The 24,565-nt window shown below is 64.6% G+C and carries 24 protein-coding genes and 1 riboswitch; of the genes, 20 read left to right on the top strand and 4 right to left on the bottom strand.

Going from position 1 to position 24,565, the window contains the following annotated elements:
- The first annotated feature begins 184 nt into the window (after positions 1 to 184).
- The 8 genes from AC1DWF_RS11290 (at position 185) to AC1DWF_RS11255 (ending at position 10,441) form a co-directional block, all read left to right on the top strand.
- Complete coding sequence (locus tag AC1DWF_RS11290; protein ID WP_476804232.1) at positions 185 to 1,411, top strand: winged helix-turn-helix domain-containing protein; 1,227 nt, start codon at positions 185 to 187, stop codon at positions 1,409 to 1,411.
- A riboswitch (cobalamin riboswitch) is annotated at positions 1,406 to 1,612 on the top strand. It overlaps the preceding gene by 6 nt.
- A gap of 39 nt (positions 1,613 to 1,651) precedes the next feature.
- Entirely contained in the window at positions 1,652 to 2,092 is a 441-nt protein-coding gene (locus tag AC1DWF_RS11285) for a DUF1636 family protein (RefSeq protein WP_476786493.1), read from the top strand.
- Positions 2,089 to 3,126, top strand: a complete 1,038-nt coding sequence (gene cobW / locus AC1DWF_RS11280) for a cobalamin biosynthesis protein CobW (protein WP_476786494.1) — start codon at positions 2,089 to 2,091, stop codon at positions 3,124 to 3,126. The genes AC1DWF_RS11285 and cobW overlap by 4 nt, the downstream gene beginning before the upstream one ends.
- Before the next feature lie 14 nt (positions 3,127 to 3,140).
- The gene (cobN, locus tag AC1DWF_RS11275) at positions 3,141 to 6,728 is read left to right on the top strand and encodes a cobaltochelatase subunit CobN (protein ID WP_476841685.1); all 3,588 of its coding nucleotides are present in this window, start codon (positions 3,141 to 3,143) and stop codon (positions 6,726 to 6,728) included.
- Positions 6,725 to 8,302: a precorrin-3B synthase gene (cobG, locus tag AC1DWF_RS11270; protein WP_476783514.1), complete on the top strand. Its 1,578-nt coding sequence runs from the start codon at positions 6,725 to 6,727 to the stop codon at positions 8,300 to 8,302. The genes cobN and cobG overlap by 4 nt, the downstream gene beginning before the upstream one ends.
- A 2-nt stretch (positions 8,303 to 8,304) precedes the next feature.
- Positions 8,305 to 8,937, top strand: coding sequence for a precorrin-8X methylmutase (locus AC1DWF_RS11265; protein WP_476783515.1), 633 nt, complete (start codon positions 8,305 to 8,307; stop codon positions 8,935 to 8,937).
- Complete coding sequence (locus tag AC1DWF_RS11260) at positions 8,934 to 9,683, top strand: precorrin-2 C(20)-methyltransferase (protein ID WP_476783516.1); 750 nt, start codon at positions 8,934 to 8,936, stop codon at positions 9,681 to 9,683. Before AC1DWF_RS11265 ends, AC1DWF_RS11260 begins: the two co-directional genes overlap by 4 nt.
- The gene (locus tag AC1DWF_RS11255) at positions 9,680 to 10,441 is read left to right on the top strand and encodes a precorrin-3B C(17)-methyltransferase (RefSeq protein WP_476783517.1); all 762 of its coding nucleotides are present in this window, start codon (positions 9,680 to 9,682) and stop codon (positions 10,439 to 10,441) included. Before AC1DWF_RS11260 ends, AC1DWF_RS11255 begins: the two co-directional genes overlap by 4 nt.
- On the opposite strand, the gene AC1DWF_RS11250 is transcribed toward AC1DWF_RS11255, so the two are convergent.
- Positions 10,438 to 11,175 (bottom strand): cobalt-precorrin-6A reductase, encoded by a 738-nt coding sequence (locus AC1DWF_RS11250; RefSeq protein ID WP_476783522.1) that lies wholly within the window; start codon positions 11,173 to 11,175, stop codon positions 10,438 to 10,440. The genes AC1DWF_RS11255 and AC1DWF_RS11250 overlap by 4 nt on opposite strands.
- A 1-nt stretch (position 11,176) precedes the next feature.
- Here AC1DWF_RS11250 and cbiE point away from each other — a divergent pair, with 1 nt between their 5' ends.
- From cbiE to cobM, 3 genes are read left to right on the top strand one after another with little or no spacing between them, the layout of a single operon-like run.
- Positions 11,177 to 12,406, top strand: a complete 1,230-nt coding sequence (gene cbiE / locus AC1DWF_RS11245) for a precorrin-6y C5,15-methyltransferase (decarboxylating) subunit CbiE (protein WP_476783518.1) — start codon at positions 11,177 to 11,179, stop codon at positions 12,404 to 12,406.
- Positions 12,403 to 12,789 carry a cobalamin biosynthesis protein gene (locus AC1DWF_RS11240; protein ID WP_476783519.1) on the top strand — a complete coding sequence of 129 codons (387 nt, stop codon included), beginning with the start codon at positions 12,403 to 12,405 and terminating at the stop codon, positions 12,787 to 12,789. Before cbiE ends, AC1DWF_RS11240 begins: the two co-directional genes overlap by 4 nt.
- Positions 12,786 to 13,550 (top strand): precorrin-4 C(11)-methyltransferase, encoded by a 765-nt coding sequence (gene cobM / locus AC1DWF_RS11235; protein WP_476788335.1) that lies wholly within the window; start codon positions 12,786 to 12,788, stop codon positions 13,548 to 13,550. The genes AC1DWF_RS11240 and cobM overlap by 4 nt, the downstream gene beginning before the upstream one ends.
- On the opposite strand, the gene AC1DWF_RS11230 is transcribed toward cobM, so the two are convergent.
- Complete coding sequence (locus AC1DWF_RS11230) at positions 13,517 to 14,632, bottom strand: cobalt-precorrin-5B (C(1))-methyltransferase (RefSeq protein WP_476783523.1); 1,116 nt, start codon at positions 14,630 to 14,632, stop codon at positions 13,517 to 13,519. The genes cobM and AC1DWF_RS11230 overlap by 34 nt on opposite strands.
- Before the next feature lie 53 nt (positions 14,633 to 14,685).
- Here AC1DWF_RS11230 and cobA point away from each other — a divergent pair, with 53 nt between their 5' ends.
- The 9 genes from cobA to AC1DWF_RS11185 all read left to right on the top strand — a co-directional run bounded on the left by cobA (position 14,686) and on the right by AC1DWF_RS11185 (position 23,210).
- Positions 14,686 to 15,471 (top strand): uroporphyrinogen-III C-methyltransferase, encoded by a 786-nt coding sequence (gene cobA, locus AC1DWF_RS11225; protein ID WP_476788336.1) that lies wholly within the window; start codon positions 14,686 to 14,688, stop codon positions 15,469 to 15,471.
- A complete protein-coding gene (locus AC1DWF_RS11220) occupies positions 15,468 to 16,781 on the top strand; it encodes a cobyrinate a,c-diamide synthase (RefSeq protein ID WP_476841684.1) in 1,314 nt (437 codons plus the stop codon). Before cobA ends, AC1DWF_RS11220 begins: the two co-directional genes overlap by 4 nt.
- 1 nt (position 16,782) lies before the next feature.
- On the top strand, positions 16,783 to 17,541 hold the full coding sequence (gene cobS / locus AC1DWF_RS11215; RefSeq protein WP_476786591.1) for an adenosylcobinamide-GDP ribazoletransferase: 759 nt from the start codon (positions 16,783 to 16,785) through the stop codon (positions 17,539 to 17,541).
- A gap of 24 nt (positions 17,542 to 17,565) precedes the next feature.
- Positions 17,566 to 18,576, top strand: coding sequence for a nicotinate-nucleotide--dimethylbenzimidazole phosphoribosyltransferase (gene cobT / locus AC1DWF_RS11210; RefSeq protein ID WP_476786590.1), 1,011 nt, complete (start codon positions 17,566 to 17,568; stop codon positions 18,574 to 18,576).
- A gap of 191 nt (positions 18,577 to 18,767) precedes the next feature.
- Positions 18,768 to 19,754, top strand: coding sequence for a thiosulfate ABC transporter substrate-binding protein CysP (cysP, locus tag AC1DWF_RS11205; RefSeq protein WP_476788338.1), 987 nt, complete (start codon positions 18,768 to 18,770; stop codon positions 19,752 to 19,754).
- Between the two features lie 81 nt (positions 19,755 to 19,835).
- A complete protein-coding gene (gene cysT, locus AC1DWF_RS11200; RefSeq protein ID WP_476784839.1) occupies positions 19,836 to 20,657 on the top strand; it encodes a sulfate ABC transporter permease subunit CysT in 822 nt (273 codons plus the stop codon).
- Between the two features lies 1 nt (position 20,658).
- On the top strand, positions 20,659 to 21,567 hold the full coding sequence (gene cysW / locus AC1DWF_RS11195) for a sulfate ABC transporter permease subunit CysW (RefSeq protein WP_476784840.1): 909 nt from the start codon (positions 20,659 to 20,661) through the stop codon (positions 21,565 to 21,567).
- Positions 21,564 to 22,586, top strand: a complete 1,023-nt coding sequence (locus AC1DWF_RS11190) for a sulfate/molybdate ABC transporter ATP-binding protein (RefSeq protein WP_476788340.1) — start codon at positions 21,564 to 21,566, stop codon at positions 22,584 to 22,586. Before cysW ends, AC1DWF_RS11190 begins: the two co-directional genes overlap by 4 nt.
- Positions 22,587 to 22,760: 174 nt before the next feature.
- Entirely contained in the window at positions 22,761 to 23,210 is a 450-nt protein-coding gene (locus tag AC1DWF_RS11185) for an RrF2 family transcriptional regulator (RefSeq protein WP_476784842.1), read from the top strand.
- A 15-nt stretch (positions 23,211 to 23,225) separates the two neighbouring features.
- Here the strand turns inward: AC1DWF_RS11185 and AC1DWF_RS11180 are convergent, their stop codons facing one another.
- Both AC1DWF_RS11180 and AC1DWF_RS11175 read right to left on the bottom strand, forming a co-directional pair.
- A complete protein-coding gene (locus AC1DWF_RS11180; RefSeq protein ID WP_476841683.1) occupies positions 23,226 to 24,143 on the bottom strand; it encodes an LLM class flavin-dependent oxidoreductase in 918 nt (305 codons plus the stop codon).
- 128 nt (positions 24,144 to 24,271) lie between these two features.
- Positions 24,272 to 24,424, bottom strand: a complete 153-nt coding sequence (locus tag AC1DWF_RS11175; protein WP_476784844.1) for a hypothetical protein — start codon at positions 24,422 to 24,424, stop codon at positions 24,272 to 24,274.
- Between the last annotated feature and the right edge of the window lie 141 nt (positions 24,425 to 24,565).

Below are 24,565 nucleotides of genomic sequence, written 5' to 3'. Positions count from 1 at the left end.
AACGAGGCAAACCCCACCGCTGGACCAAAATCCTGCGCGCGTGGCTCCTATTTGATTTCCTTCGTCTTTTACTCCACTTTAGGCTCCTGACAAGTCAGGAACCGCAGACCTGCTAGCGTTTGCAACAAAGATCGATTCTCGTACCCTTGCGTCACCTCACAACAGACTGCGATAGCTTGCCGCAATGAAGGAAAAAATCTCACTCCCCACCGCCCGCCGCATCGCGCTTGCGGCCCAGGGCTTCATGGACCCGCGCCCCACAGGCACGATCACGCGACGTCACCTGCAGCGTGTGCTCGACCGCCTCGGTCTGTTCCAAATCGACTCGGTCAGTGCCGTTGTGCGCGCGCACTACATGCCGCTTTATTCGCGCCTCGGCCCCTACCCGATGGCGCTGCTCGACGACGCCATGCAGTCGAGCAAGCGTCTGCTTTTCGAGTACTGGGCGCATGAAGCCTCGCTGTTGCCGCTAGAGACCTTTCCCCTGATGCGCTGGCGTATGGCGCGGGCTGAGGAAGGGATGTATGGCGGGCTTGCCAAGTTCGGCCGCGCGAACAGGCCTTACATAGAGGAGATTTTCCGCCACGTGGTCGACCGCGGCCCGATCGCCGCTTCCGAGATTGAAGGCGCCAAAGGTTCGGGCGGCTGGTGGGGCTGGAGCCGGGAAAAACACGCTTTCGAATGGCTGTTCTGGGCTGGCCGCATCACCACCCATTCGCGCCGTGGCTTCGAGCGACTTTATGATCTGCCCGAGCGAGTCTTGCCCGCGGGCATTTACAACAGTCCCATCCCTGCCCCGGCCGACGCGCATCGCGAACTGTTGCGAATCTCCGCCCGGGCCCATGGCGTCGCGACGGCCGCCTGCCTGCGTGATTACTTCCGCCTGTCGCCCGCCGAAATGAAAGGTCGCCTCGAAGAGCTGGTCGAAACGGGCGAACTGATTCCCGTCCGCGTCGAGGGCTGGGACAAGCAGGCCTACCTGCACGCCCAGGCCCGCATTCCACGTAAGGTCAGTGCCCGCGCCTTGCTCGCGCCGTTCGATCCGCTGGTCTTCGAACGCAGCCGCGCCGAAAGCCTGTTCGGCTTCCGCTACCGAATCGAGATCTACACGCCGGCCGAAAAGCGCCAGTATGGCTATTATGTCCTGCCCTTCCTGCTCGGCGAACGAATCGTCGCGCGCGTCGACCTCAAAGCTGACCGCCCAGCCGGTGTCTTGCGCGTCCATGCCGCCTATGCGGAGCCCTGCGCCCCGCCCGAAACGGCGGCCGAACTCTATGAAGAGCTGCAGCAGATGCGTGACTGGCTTGGCCTCGAAAGCATCAAGGTCACACCGGCCGGCGATCTCGGACCGGCGCTGAGCGACATTGCGGGTCGCTCCCTCACGTTGACTCCACCCCTCGCGAAAGCMTAAATCGACCCAGACGGTCTCCTCCCGGCAAGGGGAGGAGCTAAGAGGGAATGCGGTGCGGCGCTTTTGGCGTCAAATCCGCGGCTGTCCCCGCAACTGTAAGCGACGAGCCAAGACCGGTAACCACTGGGATGTCCTCCCGGGAAGGCGGCACGAAGGCGACGACTCGCGAGCCAGGAGACCTGCCGTCTGAAACATTGATCCGATCGCCTGGCGGGTGTCCCAGGCAAGGAGCCTGGTATTTTGGAACTCGACGACAATCTCTCTGTCGAAATTTTGGACGCATCCAGCGATGGCGCCGACCTGCGCGCCGCAGCGGATGTGACGATTCTCGTCTGCTCATCCTGCCGCGACGAAAACGGCTCGGACGCTCATCCCCGCGCAGGCGCCAAGCTCGCCGAATCCACACGCGCCGCCGCTGCACAAGAAGGCATCACGGTGCGCAGCGTCGAATGCCTCGGCAACTGCAAGCGCCGCCTGAGTGCGGCGATCCTGCGCGACGGCTCATGGAGCTACGTCTTCGGCGATCTCGCCATTAGCTCGGGCGACGACCTGATCACCGGCGCAAAACTCTTCGCCACCTCGACCGACGGCCTGATCCCGTGGCGAGGCCGTCCCGACAGCCTCAAGCGCGGCCTTGTCGCGCGCATCCCTCCCCTCGACCTCATCAAGGAAGACAAATGACCGCCTCCGTCGAACGCGTCCCCTGTACCGTCATCACCGGCTTTCTCGGCGCCGGCAAGACGACGCTGCTCCGCCACATCCTCGAAAACGCCAAGGGCAAGCGCCTCGCCATCATCGTCAACGAGTTCGGCGATGTCGGCATCGACGGCGAAATCCTCAAAGGCTGCGGCATCGACACCTGCCCGGAGGAAAACATCGTCGAACTGGCCAAYGGCTGCATCTGCTGCACCGTCGCCGACGATTTTGTCCCCGCACTGGACCAGATCCTGTCGCGTTCGCCACGTGTCGACCACATCCTGATCGAGACTTCGGGGTTGGCATTGCCCAAGCCGCTGATCCAGGCCTTCCAATGGCCCACGGTCAAGAGCCGCGTCACGGTCGACGGCGTCATCGCCGTTGTTGACGGCCCAGCGCTCGCAGAAGGCAAGGTCGCCGCCGACATGGACGCGCTCGCCGCCCAGCGCGCCCAGGACGAGACGCTCGACCATGATGATCCGGTCGAAGAAGTGTTTGAAGACCAGGTCGCCTGCGCCGACCTCATCATCCTGTCGAAAAGCGACCTGCTCGACGAGGCCGGCCTTGCGCGCGCCAACGCCATTGTCGGCGAGCACCTGTCGCGCGCCGTCAAGATCGTGCAGACCGCGCACGGCAAGGTCGACCCTTCGGTGCTGCTTGGCCTTGGCCTCGCTGTCGAAGACGACATCGAAAACCGCAAGACCCATCACGACGGCGCCTTCGACCACGAGCACGATGATTTCGACTCGTTCGTCATCGACATTCCTTCGATTTCCAACCCGGATGAACTGGCCAAGCGCGTCGCCACCGCCGCCGAGGAAGAAAACGTGCTGCGCGTGAAGGGCTTCGTCGAAGTCGGCGGCAAGCCCATGCGCCTGCTCGTCCAGGCTGTCGGTCCGCGCGTCAACCACTACTACGACCGCGCCTGGACGGCCGAAGACGACCGCCGCTCGCGTCTGGTGGTGATCGGCCTCAAGGGCCTCGACCGCCCGGCCATCGAGCGCATTCTTGTAGGCTGAGCCGGGCCAGATAGATGCACATCCTCACCACCACATCCGCCTCGCTCGACGATCTCGTCGAGCCTGTCGATCTCAGGCAAACGCCTGCGGATGTGGTGGCGTTGTCTTTCACCGACAGCGATCTCGCTGGCATCGCCGCCGCCTGGAAGGCGGACGCGGCAAGCCTGCCATCGATGCGGCTCGCCAGCCTGCGCGACCTCAGGCATCCGATGTCTGTCGACCTCTGGATCGACAGTGTAGCGGCGCACGCCAAGGTCATCATCGTCCGCATCCTCGGCGGTTATGACTGGTGGCGCTACGGTTGCGACCAACTCGCTGCCATGGCTCGAGAAAAGGGCATCGCTCTTGCGCTGCTGCCGGGCGAAAGCCACGATTCGGACTCGCGGCTGGTCGAAGGCTCGACCTTGCCGCGCACAGAACTCGACGCGCTGCTTGGCTATTTCCGCGAAGGCGGACCGGAAAACATGAAGGCGCTGGTTGCGCGCCTCGCAGGACTGGCGAGCGCGGAAGCGAAAGCCGATGCCAATGCACCGGTGACGGTGCCCAAAGCCGGTTTTTACGATCCGGCGCGAGGCGTGGTCGAATCCCCCTTCTCCCCGTTCACGGGGAGAAGGTCCTGGCAGGGGGACGAGGGGCAGGAGCCAACGCTCGACGCCCTTGCGCCGCCCCTCATCCGCCCCTTCGGGGCACCTTCTCCCCGTGAACGGGGAGAAGGTGATATCGTCCCCATCCTGTTCTATCGCTCGATGCTGCTGGCAGCCGATGTCGCCCCCGTCGACGCACTGACCGACGCACTCATCCGCCAAGGCATCCGGCCCGTCCCGATCTTCGTATCAAGCCTGAAGGACAAGGAATCGCTCAGCTTTGTCGAGGCGGCTCTTTTTGCGTTAGAGCCATCAGCCATCATCACGGCTACAGCGTTTGCCTCAGGAGCGGAACCCGGCGCGGAAACACTGTTCGACCGGGCCGGCGTTCCCGTGTTTCAGGTGATCGTCGCCACCACCCGCCGCGAAGCCTGGGAGGGTAGCCCGCGTGGGCTGGCACCGGCAGATCTTGCGATGCATGTCGTCATGCCCGAGCTCGACGGCCGCATCCTCGCAGGCGCCATCTCATTCAAGTCCGAGAGCGAACTCGACCCGGCGCTCGGCTTCCGCGCCTTGGCCAACCGGCCCGAGCCGGACCGTGTCGAACAGGTCGCAACCCGCATCGCGGCACATCTCAGGCTGCGCGAGACGCCGCCCGAAAAGCGCAAGCTCGCGATTCTCATCCCCGATTATCCCAGCGCGCCCGGCCGCACAGGCTATGCCGTAGGCCTCGACGTACCCAACAGCGTCTTGGCCATGCTGCAGGACCTCAAGGACGCCGGGTACGGCGTTGAATCGATTCCGGAAACTCCGCGCGAATTGCTCGACCTGATCGAGGCGGGTGGGCATGGACTGGCGCTTGATAACTATCTCGCGCAGTCCGCTGATCTGCCCACGGATGCAAGGAACGTGGTTGAGGCGGCGTGGGGGGAAGCTGCGCTGGAGGCTGTAACAACTCCACCATCGCACCGCCCCTCATCCCCTGCCGGACCTTCTCCCCGTAACGCCGGGGAGAAGGAAGACGGCCGCAACGCCGACGCCCCCCTCTCCCCGTCTTTGAGGGGAGAGGGTAAGGGTGAGAGGCAACTCCATTTTCCATTCTGCGCCTCCACCTTCGGCAACGTCACGGTGGCCCTCGCCCCGGATCGCGGTCGCTCGGCCGATCGCCGTGCCGACTATCACGATCCGACCCTGCCGCCACGGCATGCGCTGCTTGCCTTTGGCCTGTGGCTGCAAAAGTCGCTCGGCGTCCACGCGATCATCCATGTCGGTGCGCATGGCACACTTGAATGGCTGCCGGGCAAGACTGTCGCTCTGAGCCAGACCTGTTTTCCCGAAATCGTCACCGGTTCGCTGCCTGTCATTTATCCCTTCATCGTCTCCAATCCTGGTGAGGCAGCCCAGGCCAAGCGCCGTATTTCGGCCGTCACGCTCGGCCACCTGCCGCCGCCACTTGCCAGTGCCGGCCTCGACGAGAACCAGCACAAGCTTGAGCGACTGGTCGACGAATATGCCCAGGCCGATGGCCTTGACCGCCGCCGCCGCGACCGGCTGGCCAAGCTGATCGTCGAGATGGCGTCCCAGACAGGCCTCGCCAGCGAAGCCGGCGTTGCCAACACCGACGCGCCAGACGAGGCACTGCGCCGTATCGACGCCTGGCTTTGCGACCTCAAGGATTTCGCCATCAAGGATGGCCTGCACATCTATGGTCGCGCCTCAGACGACGAACACGACGCGATGCGCAGGCAAAGTGCTGCCAGCGAACGCGAGGGCCTGATCGCCGCGCTCGACGGCCGTCACGTTAAGGCCGGCCCCTCGGGCGCCCCGGCGCGCGGACGCACCGACGTTTTGCCCACCGGCCGTAATCTGTTCACATCAGATCCGCGTACCATGCCGACGCCGACCGCCTTCGACCTCGGCAAGGCTGCGGCCGACGAAATCATGCGCAGCTATCTACAGGGCCATGGCGACTGGCCACGCGCGCTGGTTATCGATCTCTGGGGCAGCGCTTCGCTGCGCACTGGCGGCGAAGAGATCGCCCAAGGCCTGGCGCTGATGGGCTGCCGGCCGCAGTGGGATTCCGCCACCGGCCGCGTCACAGGCATCGAGGTGTTGCCGCCGGCAGCGCTTGGCCGCCCGCGCGTCGACGTGACCTGGCGCATTTCAGGCCTGTTCCGCGACATGTTCCCGACCCAGATCGCGCTGATCGATGCGGCAGCGCGCGCGGTCGCCACACGCGAGGAGGACGACCACGAAAACCCGCTCGCCGCCAGCACCCGCGCTTCGGGCAAAGTCGAGCCACGCATCTTCGGCTCATCGCCCGGCACCTATGGCGCGGGCCTTGAGGACCTGTTGTCTTCGGGCGACTGGACCACGCGTGACGAACTCGGCCGCGCCTATCTCGACGCGGCCTCGCACGCCTATGGCGGCGCCGAGGGTGAAGGTGTCTCCGCGCCCGGGGCCTTTGCCGGCCGCATCGCCGAAGCAGATTTGCTGGTTCACACCGGCGACGACCCCGGCCGCGACATACTCGAAGGCTCCGCCGACGTCGCCTTCATAGGCGGCTTTACGGCAGCTCTTGCCACACTCGGCAAAAACGCCGACGTCATTGTGCTCGACACCACGGACCCGCAGAAGCCGCGCCCGCGCTCGGTCACGGAAGCCGTCGGCCGCGTCGTACGTGCTCGCGCCACCAACGCCCGTTTCATCGCCGGCCAGATGCGTCATGGCCCACGCGGCGCCTCGGAGTTCGCCGAAACGGTCGACCGCCTGATCGGCTTTGCCGAAACGACCAACGCCATATCAGGCGCGTTGATCGAGGCCGTCCACGACGCCTATCTCGGCAATGATGCCGTGCGTGCCTTCATGCTGCGCGAGAACCCGGCAGCGGCGAAATTCATCGCCRAACGTTTCGCGACCGCCCGGCGTCGCGGCCTATGGCATCCCTTGCGCAACTCCATCGACGACGATCTCGCCGCATTGATCGCCGAAGCCTCGGAAAAAGAGGTCGCGGCATGAGCACCTTCTCACGTCGTGGCGCCTGCCCCGCTCTTTCCGCCCCGATGCAGACAGGCGACGGACTGCTCGTCCGGCTCAATCCAGTTGCTGGAGAAATCGCGCCCAAGCTATTGATCGGACTCTGTGAGTCCGCGCTTCGCCATGGCAACGGCATCGTTGAGGTTACCGCTCGCGGCAGCATCCAGATCCGCGGCCTGACCACCCAAAGCGCCGCGCAACTTGCCGCCGAAGTCGATGCGCTCGGCATTGTGGTTCGCACCGGCGCTCCCGTCGACACAAGTCCACTTGCGGGGATCGACCCTACGGAAACAGCCGATCCCGCGCCGCTCGCAACGGCCATCCGCCAGGCAATCTCCGCCGCCGACCTAGCCGCACGGCTCGGTCCCAAAGTCTCCGTGGTGGTGGACGGTCGCGGCCAGATCCGCCTCGACGCCATCATGGCAGATGTCAGGTTAGAAGCCGCCGACGCCCAGCACTGGCGTCTGTCAGTCGCCGGCGACGCAGACGCCGCGACCTTGGTCGGCGAGTTCAGTGCGGAAGCCGCCTGCCATGCTACAGTCGCCATACTGGGAACTGTAGCGGCCCTTGGGCGCCAAGCTCGCGCCCGCGACCTGGCGGTGCCCGCCATCCTGGAAGCAATCGAAGTCTCGGCAACGTCTCACTCCTTCCGCCCCCCCTCTGTCCTACCGGACATCTCCCCCGCAAGGGGGGAGATCGGCCACTTCGGCGTCAGTGCTCCGTGCCCTGATCTTGCAGAATATGACACCCCTAGCGCCACGTCCGCCGGGCACACTGACACCGGAGATTGGCGGAAACCGACGCAATGGCTGATCTCCCCCCTTGCGGGGGAGATGTCCGGCAGGACAGAGGGGGGGTCGAAAGATCACCACTTAACCACCGCAGCTGATGATTCATTTTCCCAGCAAATCCCCTCAACCGATTCATCTTCCATTGGAATCCTGCCCCTAGGCGAGGACCGAATCGCCCTCGGCATTGCCCTGCCGTTCGGCTCTGCCCGCGCCGAAACGCTAATTTCCCTTTGCGAAGCCGCGATCAAGCTTGGCGCATCCGGCATCCGTCCCGCTCCCGCCCGTTCACTCCTCCTCATGGGCATGACGCACCCCGCCTGCGACGCACTTCGCTTGGAAGCAAAAAGACTCGATTTCGTCACTGCCGCCGCCGATCCGCGCAGCCGCATCGCCGCCTGCCCAGGCGCGCCAGCATGTGCGTCCGGCATGATCGCCGCGCGCGACGTGGCGGCCGAAATCGCGCGAACCATCGGCCCAGACCTCGACCCGACACTTAGCCTGCATGTCTCCGGCTGCGCCAAGGGTTGCGCCCATCCCGGCCGCGCTGCCCTCACCATCGTCGGTGACGAAAAAGGCGCGGCATTTGTCGTCGGCGGAACGGCGAAAGGGCTTCCGGCTGCTTACACCGCAGGATATGAAGCCGCGCGTGGCGTTGGCCGGCTCACAGAACTTCTCGCCGCCGAGCGACAGCCGCATGAGGACGCCACCGCTTGCCTCGCCCGGCTTGGCGCCAAGCGCTTGGCGCAATCGTTACGACAAGGATGACCATGGCCGCCTACGACTACATCCACGATGGCATGGCCATCTACGAGCGATCCTTCGCCATCATCCGCTCGGAGGCCGACCTCTCGCGCTTTTCCGAAGAGGAAGCCGATGTTGCCGTGCGCATGATCCACGCTTGCGGCCTGGTCGAGGCGGCTGAACATTTCGTCTTCTCCGAAAACTTCGTGTCCGCAGCGAGTGCAGCCCTCAAGGCCGGCGCACCGATCTTTTGCGACGCGGAGATGGTGGCGCGCGGCGTCACCCGCGCCCGCCTGCCCGCTGACAACGAGGTGATCTGTACGCTGCGCGACCCGCAAACAGCCGAAATCGCGCAAAAAGTCGGCAACACCCGTTCCGCCGCCGCCATCGACCTCTGGGGCGATAAAATGGCCGGCGCGGTCGTCGCCATCGGCAACGCACCGACCGCGCTTTTTTATCTGCTTGAAAAGCTGCGTGACGGTGCGCCCAAGCCTGCCGCCATCATCGGCATGCCGGTCGGCTTCGTTGGGGCTGCCGAATCAAAGGACGCGCTGGCCGAAAATTCCTATGGTGTGCCTTATGCCATCGTGCGTGGCCGCCTCGGCGGCAGCGCCATGACCGCCGCCGCCCTCAACGCACTTGCGAGGCCGGGCCTGTGACATCAGCTCAGAAAGGTCGCCTCATCGGCGTCGGCACCGGCCCGGGCGATCCCGAACTGCTGACCTTGAAGGCGGTGCGTGCGCTGGCAGAGGCCGACGTGATCGCCCATTTTGCCAAACGTGGTAACAACAGCAACGCCCGCACCATCACTGACGCGCATTTCCGCGCTGAGGTCATCGAACTGCCGCTGCTCTACCCGGTCACCACCGAGATCGACAAGGATCACGACGACTACCGCGCAGCGATCACAGGCTTCTATGAAGAGTCAGCGCGGGCGGTTGCAGCGCATCTCCAGGAGGGACGCACTGTGGCGGTCCTGTCCGAGGGCGACCCGCTGTTTTATGGTTCCTACATGCACCTGCATGTGCGGCTGTCGCACCTCTTCCCGACCGAAATCATCCCCGGCGTCACCGCCATGTCCGGCTGCTGGTCGCAGACGGGCGTGCCGATCGTCCAGGGCGACGACGTGCTGTCGGTGCTGCCGGGCACCATGAGCGAGTTCGAGCTGACCCGCCGCCTCGCCGACACCGACGCCGCCGTCATCATGAAAGTCGGCCGCAACCTGCCCAAGATCCGCAAGGCCCTTGACGTCACCGGCAAGCTCGACCGCGCCATCTATGTCGAGCGCGGCACAATGCCGAACACGCTGTCGATGCGGCTTGTCGACAAGGCCGACGACACCGCACCCTATTTCGCCATCGTGCTGGTGCCAGGCTGGGCCGGCAAGCCGGGGGCGGAGCTATGAGCGGCCGCCTCGTCGTCATCGGCCTCGGCCCCGGCAATGCCGATCAGGTCACGCCGGAAGCCACCAGCGCCGTTGCCGAAGCCAGCTACTTCTTCGGCTACAAGCCCTATCTCGATCGCCTCGACCTACGCCCCGACCAGGCGCGCGTCGCCTCCGACAATCGCGAGGAGATTTCCCGCTCCAACGCCGCGCTAGAAATGGCAGCATCCGGCCACAACGTTGCTGTCGTCTCTGGCGGCGACCCCGGCGTCTTCGCCATGGCCGCTGCAATCTGCGAGGCGATCGAGGCCGGCCCCAAGGAATGGCGCGACATCGACCTCGCCATCGTGCCCGGCGTCACCGCCATGCTCGCCGTTGCCGCCCGCGTCGGCGCACCGCTCGGCCATGATTTCTGCGCGATCAACCTGTCGAACAATTTGAAGCCATGGGAACTGATCGAGCGCAGGCTGGTGGCGGCGGCTACCGCCGGCTTCGTCATTTCGCTCTACAATCCGATCAGCAAGGCACGCCCTTGGCAGCTCGGCAGCGCGTTTGAGACGCTACGCGCGCATCTGCCCGCGTCGACGCCCGTCATCTTCGGCCGTGCCGCCGGCCGACCCGACGAACGGATCGAAATCGTCACGCTTGGTGAGGCCGCTGCGGAAAAAGCCGACATGGCGACCTGCGTCATCATCGGCTCACCTGAGACCCGTCTCATCGAGCGCGATGGCAAGCGTCCGCTTGTCTACACGCCGCGCTTTGCAGTCGGGGCAAACTAATGATCGATAAGGTCGAGCAGCGCGGTAACGGTCGAGGCGGATGGCACATCCGGCAATTCCGGCCTGCGGAACAGGATCACCTCGGTCCCAATTCCCCGCGCGGCTGCGATCTTGCCATAGGTGGCCGCACCGCCGCTGTTCTTGGCGACGATGACGTCAATGCGATTCTCCTTGAGCAACGCGCGCTCGTCGACCTCCCGAAACGGCCCGCGCGCAAGAATGTAGGTGGCATCGGGCACACCGAGCGGCGGCTCGATCGGGTCGACGCTGCGAATGATATAGGAATGCTGGGGCGCAGTCACGAAAGCCGCGATCTCTTGCCGGCCAAGCGCGAGGAAGACGCGACGCGGATTTACACCCAGCGCAGCCACCGCTCCGTCGGCATCGTCTACCAGCGTCCAGTTGTCGCCGGCGACCGCCTCCCAGGCAGGGCGGCGCAGTGCCAGAATCGGCACGCCGGACAGGCGCGCAGCCTCGGCCGCATTGGCCGAAATGCGCGCAGCATAGGGATGAGTGGCATCAATCAGCAGGTCGATTTTGTGCGCGGCAAGCCACTCGGCCAAGCCCTGCGCTCCACCAAAACCGCCACTGCGCATCGGCACCGGCTGCTCGACCGGATTTTCAGTGCGGCCAGCCATGGAAAGCGTGATGTCGAGGCCGGTGCGCGCAGCGAGCTGCGCTGCCAGTTGCCTCGCCTCGGTGGTTCCGCCCAAGATCAATATGCGGTGGGTCATCATGCCTGCTGATTTCACGCCGATGGATAAATGGCTGACGGTCGTCGGCATCGGCGAGGACGGTGTAGCGGGTCTCGGCGACGAGGCCAAGCGCGCGATCTCGGCCGCGACCCATGTCTTCGGCGGCAAGCGCCATCTGGCGTTGGCAGCCGGGTTGATCAACGGCGAGGCCCACGCCTGGCCGACGCCTTTCGACAACGAAATGCGCAACGTCACCGCCCTCCGTGGCCAAAAGGTCTGCGTGCTCGCCTCCGGCGATCCCTTTTTCCATGGCGTCGGCGTCACATTGGCTCGAGCGGTCCCAACTGCGGAAATGCGGGTACTGCCAGCCCCTTCTGCCTTTTCGCTCGCCGCCTCGCGCCTTGGCTGGTCTTTGCAGGACATCGAGACGATCTCGCTTCACGGCCACGCCATCGAGCTGATCCGCCCGCTGCTGCAGCCCAGCGCCCGCATCCTCGCACTGACCTCGGACGGCGAAGCGCCGGCTGCCATCGCGAAACTGCTCGCAGACAGCGGTTTTGGGGGCTCGAAACTCACGGTTCTCGAAGCTCTTGGCGGTCCAAGCGAGCGAATTCGCGCAACCAACGCGATGGCCTTCGACCTCCAAAAAATCAATCCGCTCAATGTTTTGGCACTTGAGATTGAATCAACTCCGGAAGCTCGCATTTTGCCGCTTGCTTGCGGCCTCGCCGATGATCTGTTCGAACATGACGGCCAGATCACCAAGCGCGAAATCCGCGCCATGACGCTGTCGGCGCTTGCTCCGCAGCGCGGCGAGCTGTTGTGGGACATCGGCGCAGGTTCCGGCTCGATCTCGATCGAGTGGATGCTTTGCCATCCCTCGCTGCGTGCTGTCGCTATCGAGACCAATGCTGAGCGCGTCGAACGTATTGGCCGCAACGCCAAGGCTTGTGGCGTGCCCGGCCTCGCAATCGTGCATGGCGCCGCCCCCGCAGCTCTCACCGATCAGCCCACACCCGACGCCATCTTCGTCGGCGGCGGCGGCAGCGAGCCAGGCGTTTTCGACGCGGCAATCGCAGCGCTTCGTCCCGGCGGCCGTCTCGTCGCCAATGCCGTCACGCTTGAAATGGAAACGTTGCTGCTCGCAAGCCATGCCGCCCTCGGCGGCGACCTCATTCGCCTTCAAGTCTCCCGCGCCGCCCCTGTTGGCTCGATGACCGGCTGGCGGCCGGCAATGCCGGTCACGCAATGGAGCTGGGTAAAGCCATGATGATCGCAGGCATCGGCTGCCGCAAAGGCGCAGCGCACGAAGACATTCTGTCCGCCATCGAAACCGCGCTCGAAGCGCACGGCCTGGCTGTAACCGCACTCTCAGCGCTCGCCACTGCCGCGCTCAAGCGAGACGAACAAGGCATCATTGCCGCTGGACGAACCCTCGACCTCCCCTTGCTGGTCGTAGAAGACACGAAGTTGAAGGCCGCAGAGCCACGCACGCTCAGCCGCTCGCAAGCCTCGCTCGAAGCCGCAGGCACGCCGTCCGTCTCGGAAGCCTCAGCCCTTGCCGCCGCCGGCGACGGCTCGAGCCTGCTTGGCCCGCGCATATCAGTCGGCGCGGCCACCTGCGCCATCGCCATCAGTGGAGCCAGCACTTGACCGTTCATTTCATTGGCGCCGGCCCGGGTGCCGCCGACCTCATCACCGTGCGCGGCGCAAAGGTCCTGGCCGCCTGTCCGGTCTGCCTTTATGCCGGTTCCATCGTCTCGCCTGAGCTTTTGTCCTACTGCCCGGAGGACGCAAGGCTGGTCGATACCGCTCCGATGTCGCTCGAGGAGATCGAAGCTGAGTATGTCGCCGCAGACGCAGCCGGCCATGACGTCGCCCGTCTGCATTCCGGCGATCTCTCAGTGTGGAGTGCGGTCGCCGAGCAGATTCGGCGGCTGGAAAAGCACGGTATCGCCTACACACTGACGCCGGGCGTGCCCTCCTTCGCCGCTGCGGCTGCAGCGCTCAAGCGCGAGCTGACCATTCCGGAAGTCGCCCAGAGCCTGGTGCTGACCCGCATCTCAGGTCGCGCGTCGAAGATGCCGCCGGGCGAAACGCTCGCCGGCTTCGGCCGCACCGGCGCCACGCTCGCCATTCACTTGGCCATCCACGCCATCGATCAGGTCGTTTCGGAACTCACCCCTCACTATGGCCCGGATTGCCCAGTGGCGATTGTGTTCCGCGCTTCATGGCCGAACGAGCGTGTCATCCGCGCTACGCTGTCAACCATCGCGGCCGAACTGGCCAAGGACCCGATCGAGCGCACCGCCATCATCTTCGTGGGCGCCTCGCTGGCTGCAGAGGATTTTCGCGAAAGCTCGCTCTACGACGCCTATTATCAGCGCCGCTTCAGGGGCCGCGACGGGTTATGAGACGAGGCGAAGGGCGCATGCCCCATCAACTCTCCTTCACGGTTGAAGACGAGGATTTCGAGCGCGATATCGGGATCGTTGAGGGCAGCGGCCGCAGTGCGCCAGGCCGCCTTGGCGATCGCATCGCCAATACCGACGCCGGCCTTTCTGGCCTCGATGAAGGCTTCGGCCACCGTGTTGGCGCTACGGATACGCGCGGCAAGCGCTTCGTCCGCTCCGGCCTCCGCGGCCACCGAAGCCAGCCCTTCCAGATCGGCGGAGCCTCTATTCGAATGCACATCGAGCAGGCCTTGCGACAGCTTGGTCATCTTGGCGACGCCCCCGGCGATCGTCACCTTTGGCACCGGATGAGCGCGGATGTATTTCAGCATGCCGCCGACAAAGTCGCCCATGTCGATCAGTTGGACTTCGTGCAGATCGTGGAATTTCTGGACCGCCATCTCGGAGGCGTTTCCGGTCGAGCCCGCGACATGGTCGAAGCCCATGGCGCGCGCCACATCGACGCCGCGATGGATGGAATGGATCCAGGCCGAGCAGGAATAAGGAATGACGATGCCCGTCGTCCCCAGGATCGAAATGCCGCCCAGGATGCCGAGCCTCGGGTTCAGCGTCCTGAGTGCCATCTCCTCGCCGCCGGCAACCGAAATCTCGACCTCGTAGTCGGCACCTTCCCCCGCCACCTCGGCTATCGCAGCAGCGATCATCTTGCGCGGCACCGGGTTGATCGAGGCCTCGCCGGGCGGGATCGGCAGGCCCGGCCGCGTCACTGTGCCAACGCCCTTGCCCGCCTTGAAAATGATGCCGCTGCCTGGCCTGCCCGGCCGCACCGTGCTCATGACCAACGCCCCATGCGTCACATCGGGATCGTCGCCGGCGTCCTTGACAATACCGGCCATGGCCGCACCGTCCAAACGCTCGTTCTTCGCCAGCGCGAAAGCCACCTTCTGGCCGCTCGGCAAGGTGATTTCCACCGGGTCGGGGAATTGCCCCGACTTCAATGCGATGCACGCCGCCTTGGTCGCGGCGGTGGCGCAGGCACCGGTGGTCCAGCCGCGCTTGAGCGGACGATCTTCTTCATTCATGACGCGATCTATAGGCTGGCCAAGCCCGCGCGTCATCGGCGAAAGCGACACGCATGAGTCTCGAAAAAGCCATTGCACGTTTGAAGTACGAGCCTCAACTGCTCGAACCCGGCCATGTCTGGCTGGCCGGTGCCGGGCCGGGCGATCCCGGCTGTCTCACGCTCGATGTGCTGTCGGCGCTCGCCCAGGCCGACGCATTGGTGCATGACTCGCTGGTGACCCCCGAAATCCTTGATATTGCCGAGCAAGCCGAAAAATTCTTCGTCGGCAAGCGCGGCGGCAGGCTCTCGATCCCGCAGGACGATATCAACGCACTTCTGGTGAAGCTGGCGCGGGAAGGCCGCAAGGTCGTGCGGCTGAAGGGTGGGCATCCCTTCGTCTTCGGCCGTGGCGCGGAAGAAGCGCTGGTGCTGACGAGGGAGAACATACCCTGGCGTGTGCTTTCCGGCATCACGTCGGCTTTCGGCGGCCTGACCTCGGCGGGCATTCCCGCGACCATGCGCGGCGTCAATGGCGCAATCATCCTTGCCACCGGATTTGCCGCTGTCAGCGACGACCGGCCTGACTGGGCAGCCCTTGCCCGCACCGGCCAGCCCATCGTCATCTATATGGGCCTGACGCATATGGCGGACACCGTGGCGGAACTCTTGGCAGCAGGGCTGCCAGAGGATACGCCGGCAGCATTCGTCGAGAACGCCTCAATGCCGCAGGAGCGCACGGTCACCGCATCGCTCGGCACTTTGATCGAGACCGCCCGGCGCGAGAAAGTCGTCTCCCCCGCGCTCATCGTCGTCGGCGGCATCGTTGCATTGCGTGCCGAACTCATGGGGCAAAAATGACCGCGCGCGGGCTGATCATCGGCGCGCCGCGCTCCGGCTCGGGCAAGACCAGCGTCACCATTGGTCTTTTGCGTGCTTTTGGTCGTAGAGGCGTTCGCGTGCGCGGCGCGAAATCGGGGCCCGACTACATCGATCCCGGCTTCCACAAAGCGGCCACCGGCCTGCCCGGCGTCAATCTCGACAGTTGGGCGATGCCGCCTTCCCTGCTCAATCAGCTCGCAACGGATGCAGCCAGCGACACCGACCTGGTCATCATCGAAAGCGCCATGGGCCTGTTCGACGGCATTCCCGCCCCGCACGGCCGCTCGGGCGCCGCCGCCGATCTCGCCCGGCTCTACGGCCTGCCGGTGCTTTTGGTGCTCGACGTTTCCGGCCAGTCGCAGACGGCGGCCGCCATCGCCAAGGGTTTTGCCACTTACGACCGTGATGTCCACATTGCTGGCGTCGTGCTCAACCGTCTGGGCAGCGAGCGCCACCGCAAGCTCGCCGGCGACGCCATCGAAGCGCTCGGCCTGCCCGTCGTCGGCGGCATATTGCGCGATCCGACGCTGTCTTTGCCCGAACGGCACCTCGGTCTCGTCCAGGCCGAAGAGCACGCCGACCTCTTCGCCCACATCGACAAGMTCGCCGACATGGCCGAGCGGTCGCTCGACCTTGATGCCATCATGGCCCTCGCCACACCGCTCTCGCCCGGCTGTGGCGACCAGAGCTTTGCGCTTTCGCCGCCCGGCCAGCGCATCGCCCTCGCCCAGGACGCCGCCTTCACCTTCCTCTACCCGCACGTCGCCGCCCACTGGCGCGCCGTGGGGGCTGAGCTTGTGCCGTTCTCGCCGCTCGCCGACCAGGCGCCAGACGCTTCCTGCGACGTCTGCTGGTTGCCCGGCGGTTATCCCGAACTGCACCCCGGCCGGCTCGCCGCGGCACAAAGTTTCCTCTCGGGCACACGCCACTTCGCCGAGACCAAGCCGGTCCATGGCGAGTGCGGTGGCTTCATGGTGCTTGGCGAAACCATCGAAGACGCCGATGGCGCGACCCACCCGATGCTCGGCCTGCTCGGCCATGCCACCAGCTTCGCCAAGCGCAAGATGAATCTTGGCTATCGCCAGGCGCGCCTCGCCGCACCGTGCCCGCTGGGTGAAGCCGGCGACGCCATCCGTGGCCACGAGTTCCACTACGCCCAGACGGTCAAGAAAGGCGAGGACTTGCCGCTCGGCGACATCGCCGACGGCCAGGGCAATCCAATCGGCACGTTCGGTGGCCGACGCGGCTACGTCACTGGTACTTTCTTCCACGCCATAGCGAGGGCCTGAGATGGCCCCGCCGGCGACAATCTTCGACGACTTCCGCATCGGACTGGTCTTCTTCACGCGCCTGCCGCTGGCACATTTCGAAGTGCGCGACCGCACACTGGCCGACGCCATCTGGACCGCACCGCTGGCCGGGCTGGTCGTCGCCGCTGTCGCATGGCTCGCTTACGCCGTCGCTACGCTGCTCGGCCTTTCGCCCAGCCTCGCCGCAGCCCTTGCCTTGACAGCTGGAATGCTCATCACCGGCTGCCTGCATGAGGACGGGCTGTCCGACACTGCGGACGGCTTCGGCGGCGGTCGCACGCGCGAGCGCAAGCTCAAGATCATGCGCGACAGCCGCATCGGCACCTATGGCGCCTGCGCATTGGCGCTGTCGATCCTCGCGCGCTGGAGCGCGATATCGGAACTGACCACGCTCGGCCACGTCTTTATTGGCCTCGTCGTCGCCCATGTCGCCTCGCGCGCACTCATCCCCACCTTCATGCAGATGTTGCCACAGGCACGCATCGACGGCCTGTCGGCCGGTGTCGGCACGCTGTCCGACAGTGTTGTCCTGACTGCCCTCGCCGTCGGCGCTGTGGCGTTGCTGCTGCTCGGCCTCCAGGGCGCGGTCGTCGCTGCCTTTTGCCTGGCACTGCTGTTTGTCGCATTTCGAAAACTCTGCCTCGCCCAGATTGGCGGCCAGAGCGGCGACACCATCGGCGCCATCCAGCAGCTCGCCGAGATCACGTTGCTTTTCGCCGCTTCCGCCATCCTGGCTTGATTCATATCAGGAGTATTCGCAGCCATGGCCTTCAAATCGCTCGATGAATTGCGCGCAGCCTGCCTTGACCTACCGGCTGGCAGCGATGCCGCGGCAGACGCAGTCGCGCGCCGCCAGGATACGCTGACCAAGCCGCGCGGCAGTCTGGGCAAGCTCGAAACCATCGCCGCTTGGCTGGCGCGCTGGCAGGGTCGCGACATGCCCAGCCTCGACAGGGTCAAGGTCATTGTCTTTGCCGGCAACCATGGCGTGACCGCCCAAGGCGTGTCGGCCTATCCCTCCGAAGTAACGGTTCAGATGGTGGCGAATTTTGCTGGCGGCGGTGCCGCCATCAATCAGCTCGCCCGCCTTGCCGGTGCCGAGCTGTCGGTGATCCCGCTCGACCTCAACCACCCCACCGGCGACTTCACGCAAGACGTTGCGATGAACGAGGCGGAGTTCCTCGCCGCCGTCGCCACCGGCTATGAAGCGGTCGACGAGGACCTCGACCTGATCTGCTTCGGCGAAATGGGCATCGGCAACACGACCCCTGCTGCGGCAATAGCCGCGGCACTCTTCGGCGGCACAGGCTGCGATTGGGCCGGCCGTGGCACAGGCGTCGACGATTCGGGCCTGTCGCGCAAATTCGCCGCTATCGACGCTGGCCTTGCTCGCCACGCCGCGAGCCTCGCCGATCCGTTAGCTGTTGCCGCAGCACTCGGTGGCCGCGAACTCGCCGCAATCCTGGGCGCCACGCTCGCCGCGCGTCACCTTGGCGTGCCCGTCCTGCTTGATGGTTTTGTCGTCACCGCAGCTGCTGCTCCGCTCGCGAAATTGCACCCCCAGGGCCTTGCCCACACCCTATCCGCCCATGTCTCCGCCGAAGCCGGTCACCGCCAGCTTCTCGAAGCGCTTTCGCTTTCGCCCCTGCTCGATATGGGCATGCGGCTTGGTGAAGGCTCGGGCGCTTGCCTTGCGGTCAACATCGTGCGCTCAGCGCTCGAATGCCACGCCCGCATGGCGAGTTTTGCCGAAGCAGGCGTCACCGACAAATAGTCGGGATTTTTCGGTTCGACAGGGACACGACTGTCGGGCCGGAAAATGATTTCTTCTGCAATGCCAAAAGTAGACAAAAAATCTCCATCCCGTAGCAGAGGCAACTTGCCTCTGCCTCCCGCGAACGCAACCTCCCGACTATCTTGCGGCCTACTTTAGCCATTTGCCGCTTGTCTCAGGAGAATGCCCCCATGAAACGCTTTCTACTCGTTGGCGTCGCCCTCGCCGCGCTCCTCGCCGGCCCGCTGCAGGCCAATGCCGCAGACAAGCTGCTCAATGCCTCCTATGATGTCGCCCGCGAGCTTTTCGCCGCCGAGAACGCGGCGTTCATCGCCAAGAACCCCGGCGTCACCGTCGACCAGTCACATGCCGGCACCTCCAAGCAGGCGCGCGCCATCGTCGAGGGGCTTGAGGCAGACGTCGTCACCTTCAATCAGGTCACCGACATCGAGTTCCTGGTCAAGAACGGCTTCGTTTCCGACGACTGGAAGAAGGACTTCGCCAACCAGGCCTCGCCTTTCTATTCGCTGCCGTCCTTCCTCGTCCGCGCCGGCAACCCCAAGGGCATCAAGGACTGGTCCGATCTGGTCCGCGACGACGTCAAGGTGATCTTCCCCAACCCCAAGACCTCGGGCAACGCGCGCTACACCTATCTCGCGGCAACCGCCTACGCCAAAGAAGCGTTCAAGGGCGACGACGCCAAGGTGAAGGAGTTCGTGACCAAGCTGTTCGACAACGTACCGGTGTTCGACACTGGCGGCCGCGCCGCCACCACCACCTTCGTTGAGCGCAACATCGGTGACGTTTTGATCACCTTCGAGGCCGAAACCCGCTCGATCGCCAAGGGATACGGTTCCGACAAGGTCGAGAGCGTCATCCCGTCCGTCAGCCTGTTGGCGGAGTTCCCGGTCGCCATCGTCGACAAGGTCGTCGACAAGCGCGGTTCGCGCGATCTGGCCAAGTCCTATCTCGACTTCCTGTACACGCCTGAGGGACAGCGCATTGCCGCCCAGCACGGCAACCGCGTCCACGAGCCTGCCGTCGCTGCCGAATTCAAGGACCAGTTCCCCGAGGTTCGCCTGGTCACCGTCGAGAACGTCTTCGGCGGCTGGGACAAGGTCCAGAAGGAGCATTTCGGTTCGGGCGGCCTGCTCGACCAGATCTACGGCGAACGTTGACCCTCGCCACCCATTGTTGTTGAGAATTGGAGAGCCGGCCATGCCGGCTTTCCGCATTGATGTATCCAGGAAGGCATTTCAGTGGCGCGCCGCATTCTGCCAGGGTTTCCCCTGGCGCTGGGGATAACCCTCGTCTACGTCTCGATCATCGTCGTGCTGCCGCTCGGCGCTCTGGTCTTCAAGGCGGCCAGCCTCGGTTTCGAGGACTATTGGCGCATCGTCTCCTCGCCGCGCGCGGTTGCCAGCTACCGCGTCACAGCACTTTCGGCACTGGCCGCAACCGTCTTCAACCTCGTCTTCGGCATGGCGCTAGCCTGGGTCCTGGTGCGCTACCGCTTTCCCGGCCGCCGCTTCATCGACGCGCTCGTCGACCTGCCGTTCGCGCTGCCGACAGCGGTCGCCGGCATTGCCTTGACCACGTTGTTCGCCGAAAACGGCTGGTTCGGCTCGGTCCTTGCTCAAGCCGGTATCAAGGTCGCCTACACCCCACTCGGCATCATGGTCGCCATGGCCTTCACCAGCCTGCCCTTCATCGTCCGCACGGTTCAGCCGGTGCTGGAAGACCTCGACCCCGCGCTTGAGGAAGCCGCCCAAACACTCGGCGGCAGCGACCGCTCGATCTTTCTGCGGGTCATCCTGCCGCTGTTGGCGCCCGCCTTGCTCGCCGGCCTGTCCTTGTCCTTCGCCCGCAGCCTCGGCGAGTTCGGCGCCATCATCTTCATTGCAGGCAACCAGCCGATGTCCACCGAGATCACGGCACTCCTCGCCTTCATCCGGCTTGAGGAATACGACTACCAGGCCGCCGCGGCGATTGCCTCGGTGCTGCTCATCACTGCCTTCGTGATGCTTGCCGTCACCAACATTCTGCAGGCGCGCGCCCTGCGCTACACGGCGAGGGGTTGAGATGAGCGCTTCTATCAAAGGCCGCCCGCCGCGCGTCGGCGACGCACCAGCCTTCCGCCGCGCCCTGATCGGCATCGTGCTGACGCTGGTCGCCATCGTCATCATCGCCCCCCTGGCCGTCATCGGCTACCAGGCGTTTTCGCAAGGCATCAAGGTCTATGCCGCCGCGATCACCCATCCCGACACCCTGCACGCCATCTGGCTTACGGTCGTCACTGCACTGATTGCCGTGCCGATCAACACCGCCTTCGGCGTCGCCGCAGCTTGGGCGATCACCAAATTCGACTTCCGGGGCCGCCGCTTCCTGCTTGTCGTCATCGAGATTCCGTTCTCGATCTCGCCGATTGTCACCGGCGTCGCCTATCTCTTCGTCTACGGCCTGCAGGGCCTGTTCGGGCCGGCACTCGAATCCGCCGATATCAAGATCCTGTTCGCCCTGCCCGGCATCGTGCTCGCCTCGATGTTCGTCACCGCCCCCTTCGTCGCCCGCGAGCTGATCCCGCTGATGCAGGCGCAAGGGCGCGATCTGGAAGAAGCAGCAACATCGCTCGGCGCGTCGGGCTGGCGCACCTTCTTCTCCGTCACCCTGCCCAACATTCGCTTGGCACTGCTCTACGGCGTGGTGCTGTGCAATGCCCGCGTCATGGGCGAATTTGGCGCGGTTTCGGTCGTCTCGGGCAACATCCGCGGCCAGACCAACACGCTGCCGCTGCATATCGAGCTGCTCTACCACGACTACCAGACGGCTGGCGCCTTCGCCGCCGCCTCCATCCTGGCGCTGCTCGCTGTAGTCACACTCATCGCCAAGGTCCTGCTCGAACGCCAGGGCGCGGGCCGTGCCCGCCGCCGCCCTGCGCTTGCAGCACCAGTTGCTGCTCCAAAAACCGTTTCCGCTGAGGTTTCGTCATGAAAATCCGCCTCGACAATGTCGCGAAGAACTTCGAGACCTTCCGTGCCGTACGCGGCGTGTCACTGGAGATCGAAAGCGGCGAACTCGTCGCCCTGCTCGGCCCCTCCGGATCGGGCAAGACCACCATCCTGCGCATGGTCGCGGGCCTCGAATATTCCGATGCCGGTCACATCTATTTCGGCGACGAAGACGCCACCGACATTCCGGTGCGCGACCGTGGCGTCGGTTTCGTCTTCCAGCATTACGCGCTGTTTCCGCATATGACGGTGGCGGAGAACATCGCCTTCGGCATGAAGGTTTCCAAGACCCGCCGCGACAAGACCGCCATCGACACCCGTGTTGCCGAGCTTTTGCGCCTGGTCCAGCTCGACGGCCTGGGCGAACGTTTCCCCGGCCAGATCTCAGGYGGCCAGCGCCAGCGCGTCGCCCTTGCCCGTGCGCTCGCCGTCGATCCCAAGGTACTTTTGCTCGACGAACCTTTTGGGGCACTTGACGCAAATGTGCGCCGCGATCTGCGCCGCTGGTTGCGCGAAATCCATCAGGAGCTTGGCATCACCACGCTGTTCGTTACCCACGACCAGGAAGAAGCGCTCGACCTCGCCGACCGTGTCGTCATCCTCGACAAGGGCCAGATCGTGCAACAGGGCACGCCCGAAGACGTTTGCCGCAACCCGGCCTCGGCCTTCGTCATGAACTTTCTGGGCGACACCAACCGCTTTGCAGCGACCGTCTCGGGCGGCCATGCCCGGCTCGGCGACGCCAAAATCCCCGCGCCCGGCTTCCCCGACGGCCCCGTCGAAATCTTCCTGCGCCCAAGCGATCTCGGCTGGAATTCGGCAGGCGAAGGCATCCCAGCGACCGTCGCCCGGGTCATCGATCGGCCAGCTGGTCGGCGCATTCTTGCGGTCACGGCGTCGGGCGAAGCGATCGAACTCGACGTCACCCCCGAGACCCAGGTCAGCGCTCGTGAACAGGGCGTCATCACCATCGAGCGGGCCCGAGTCTACGCAGCAGGCTGAATCAGCCTGAAAACCCGCAAAACTTACGGAAAATCAACGTGTTTCGGCTTGTATATCAAGTCTGTGGAATTTATCTCTGGTGAAGGCCGGAATGCGATGGGGGACGAATCGTTATCCTCGGCAAGCAACCTCACGCTGCCACAAGCAGCCGAAAGCCGATGACACGCGTTCACCATGCTGACTAAAAAAGGCAAATACGGCCTCAAGGCCCTCGTCTACCTGTCCCAACTGCCGGCCGGCCAGCTCGCCTTCGTCGGCGACATCGCAACCGCCAACAAGATCCCGAAAAAGTTTCTGGACGCCATCCTGGGTGAACTGCGCAATGCCGGATTCGTCCAGAGCCGCAAGGGCAAGGACGGCGGCTACCGCCTCGCCAAGTCCGCCAGCGAGATCAAGATCGGCCATGTCGTGCGCGTGCTCGACGGGCCCCTGGCGCCAATCCCTTGCGCCAGCCGCACCCAATACCAGCCCTGCGACGACTGCGACGAGGCCACCTGCCAGATCAGGCACATGATGCTCGAGGTGCGCCAGGCCATCGCCGGCGTGCTCGACAATCGCAGCCTCGCCCAGGTGCGCGACGCCGCCAATGACGACATCCTGAGCGAAGCCTTGCACCACGCCTGAGGCGCGTCCATCGCCTCAGACGACCCGACGAAGCACCATTGGCCGGTTGCGACGGTGCGCTGGCGCTGGCTCGTGCCGCCTGAAGGCCTTGCGCAGCGGCGGTATGACCTGGCGCCCGAACGCCGCGATCGAGTCGGCGTCATCGAGTCCGTGAACGATGAAATCGGTCACGCCGAGCTCGACAAAGCCTGCCAGCGCCGAGACCATCTGTTCCGGCGCCCCACCAAGCTGCCATGCCTGGATGCCTTCGCCGACATGGACTGGCAAGGAAAAGCCAATGCGCTGCGCACGACCGAATGGATCGGCCGCGACCCGAACACGCTCGATCAGCCGGCCTGTGTCCTCGAACCCGCCTACTGGCAACTCGAACCGGTCGGCGTGACGGCCAGCGATTTTGAGCGCCGTACCAGACAATCCGCCGAGCTGTAGTGCAATGGCAGCGCCGTCGGCCGCCTTCATCGGCACAAAGCCGCCATGGATGCGATAGAACAAACCCTCATGGTCGAAGGGTCGGGCATTGCTCCACAGCCGCTTGAGCAGTGTCAGGTATTCGTCCGTCCGCCCCAGCGTGGCGACCAGGCCGCTATCGTCATTTGTCTCGCGCAGGTCGCGGCTCGGCGGCACCCGCAACGCCAACCGGCCGGAGCCAAGCTGGTCAAGGGTCGCAAACTGTCGGGCTGCAACGACAGGTGCCACGATACCCGGCCAATGCGAGGCAAGGAMGGCGATCGACCGGGTGCTGCGTAACGCCAGCGATGCTAGGTCCATATTGGCGAGCAGGCCGCCCATGTCATCTATCATCACCCGGTCGAAACCGGATTGTTCGAGCAATCTGAGTTGCTGGACCGCAACCCCGGTATCGGAGAAGAATGAACTATGAAGTTCGTCGCTGTCGGCTGTGCCGCCCGGGCAATGGGTGAAGTCGATCTGCATCGCAAACTCCTTCATCTTGTCAGGAACAGTTTTTGGCGCCGCCCACGCCGGTTCACGCGCTACTCGCAAGAGCCTTCTTCAGTTGGGTTGAGAGAACATGACGCCACTTCCAGCGCCAATCAGAGCTGCTAGTGGACCAGTCCAACGACCATCGCCACGGTGAAACCGAACGACACCGTGAAGATGAGGTAGGACGCAAGCTGGGCAAATGCCACCGGCTTGACGGTCGAAGCCGCGTTCTGCGCGGGCCGGCCGTGTGAGAGATACTGGGTCTGTGCCATCGCAATCTCCATCATGCCGTTAGTCTATAAAAATAATAGACTTTGTCGATTGCTAATTTTGGCAAGATTGTGGAACGGCTTTGCCGGCGCACCAGCCGCGCGGAGCATTTTTTCCTTCAGGGGCGCCGCCCAATTCAGAAG

It is taken from the genome of Aminobacter sp. P4_D5, from assembly GCF_056401815.1.
This window is presented reverse-complemented; position numbering and strand designations above follow the sequence as displayed.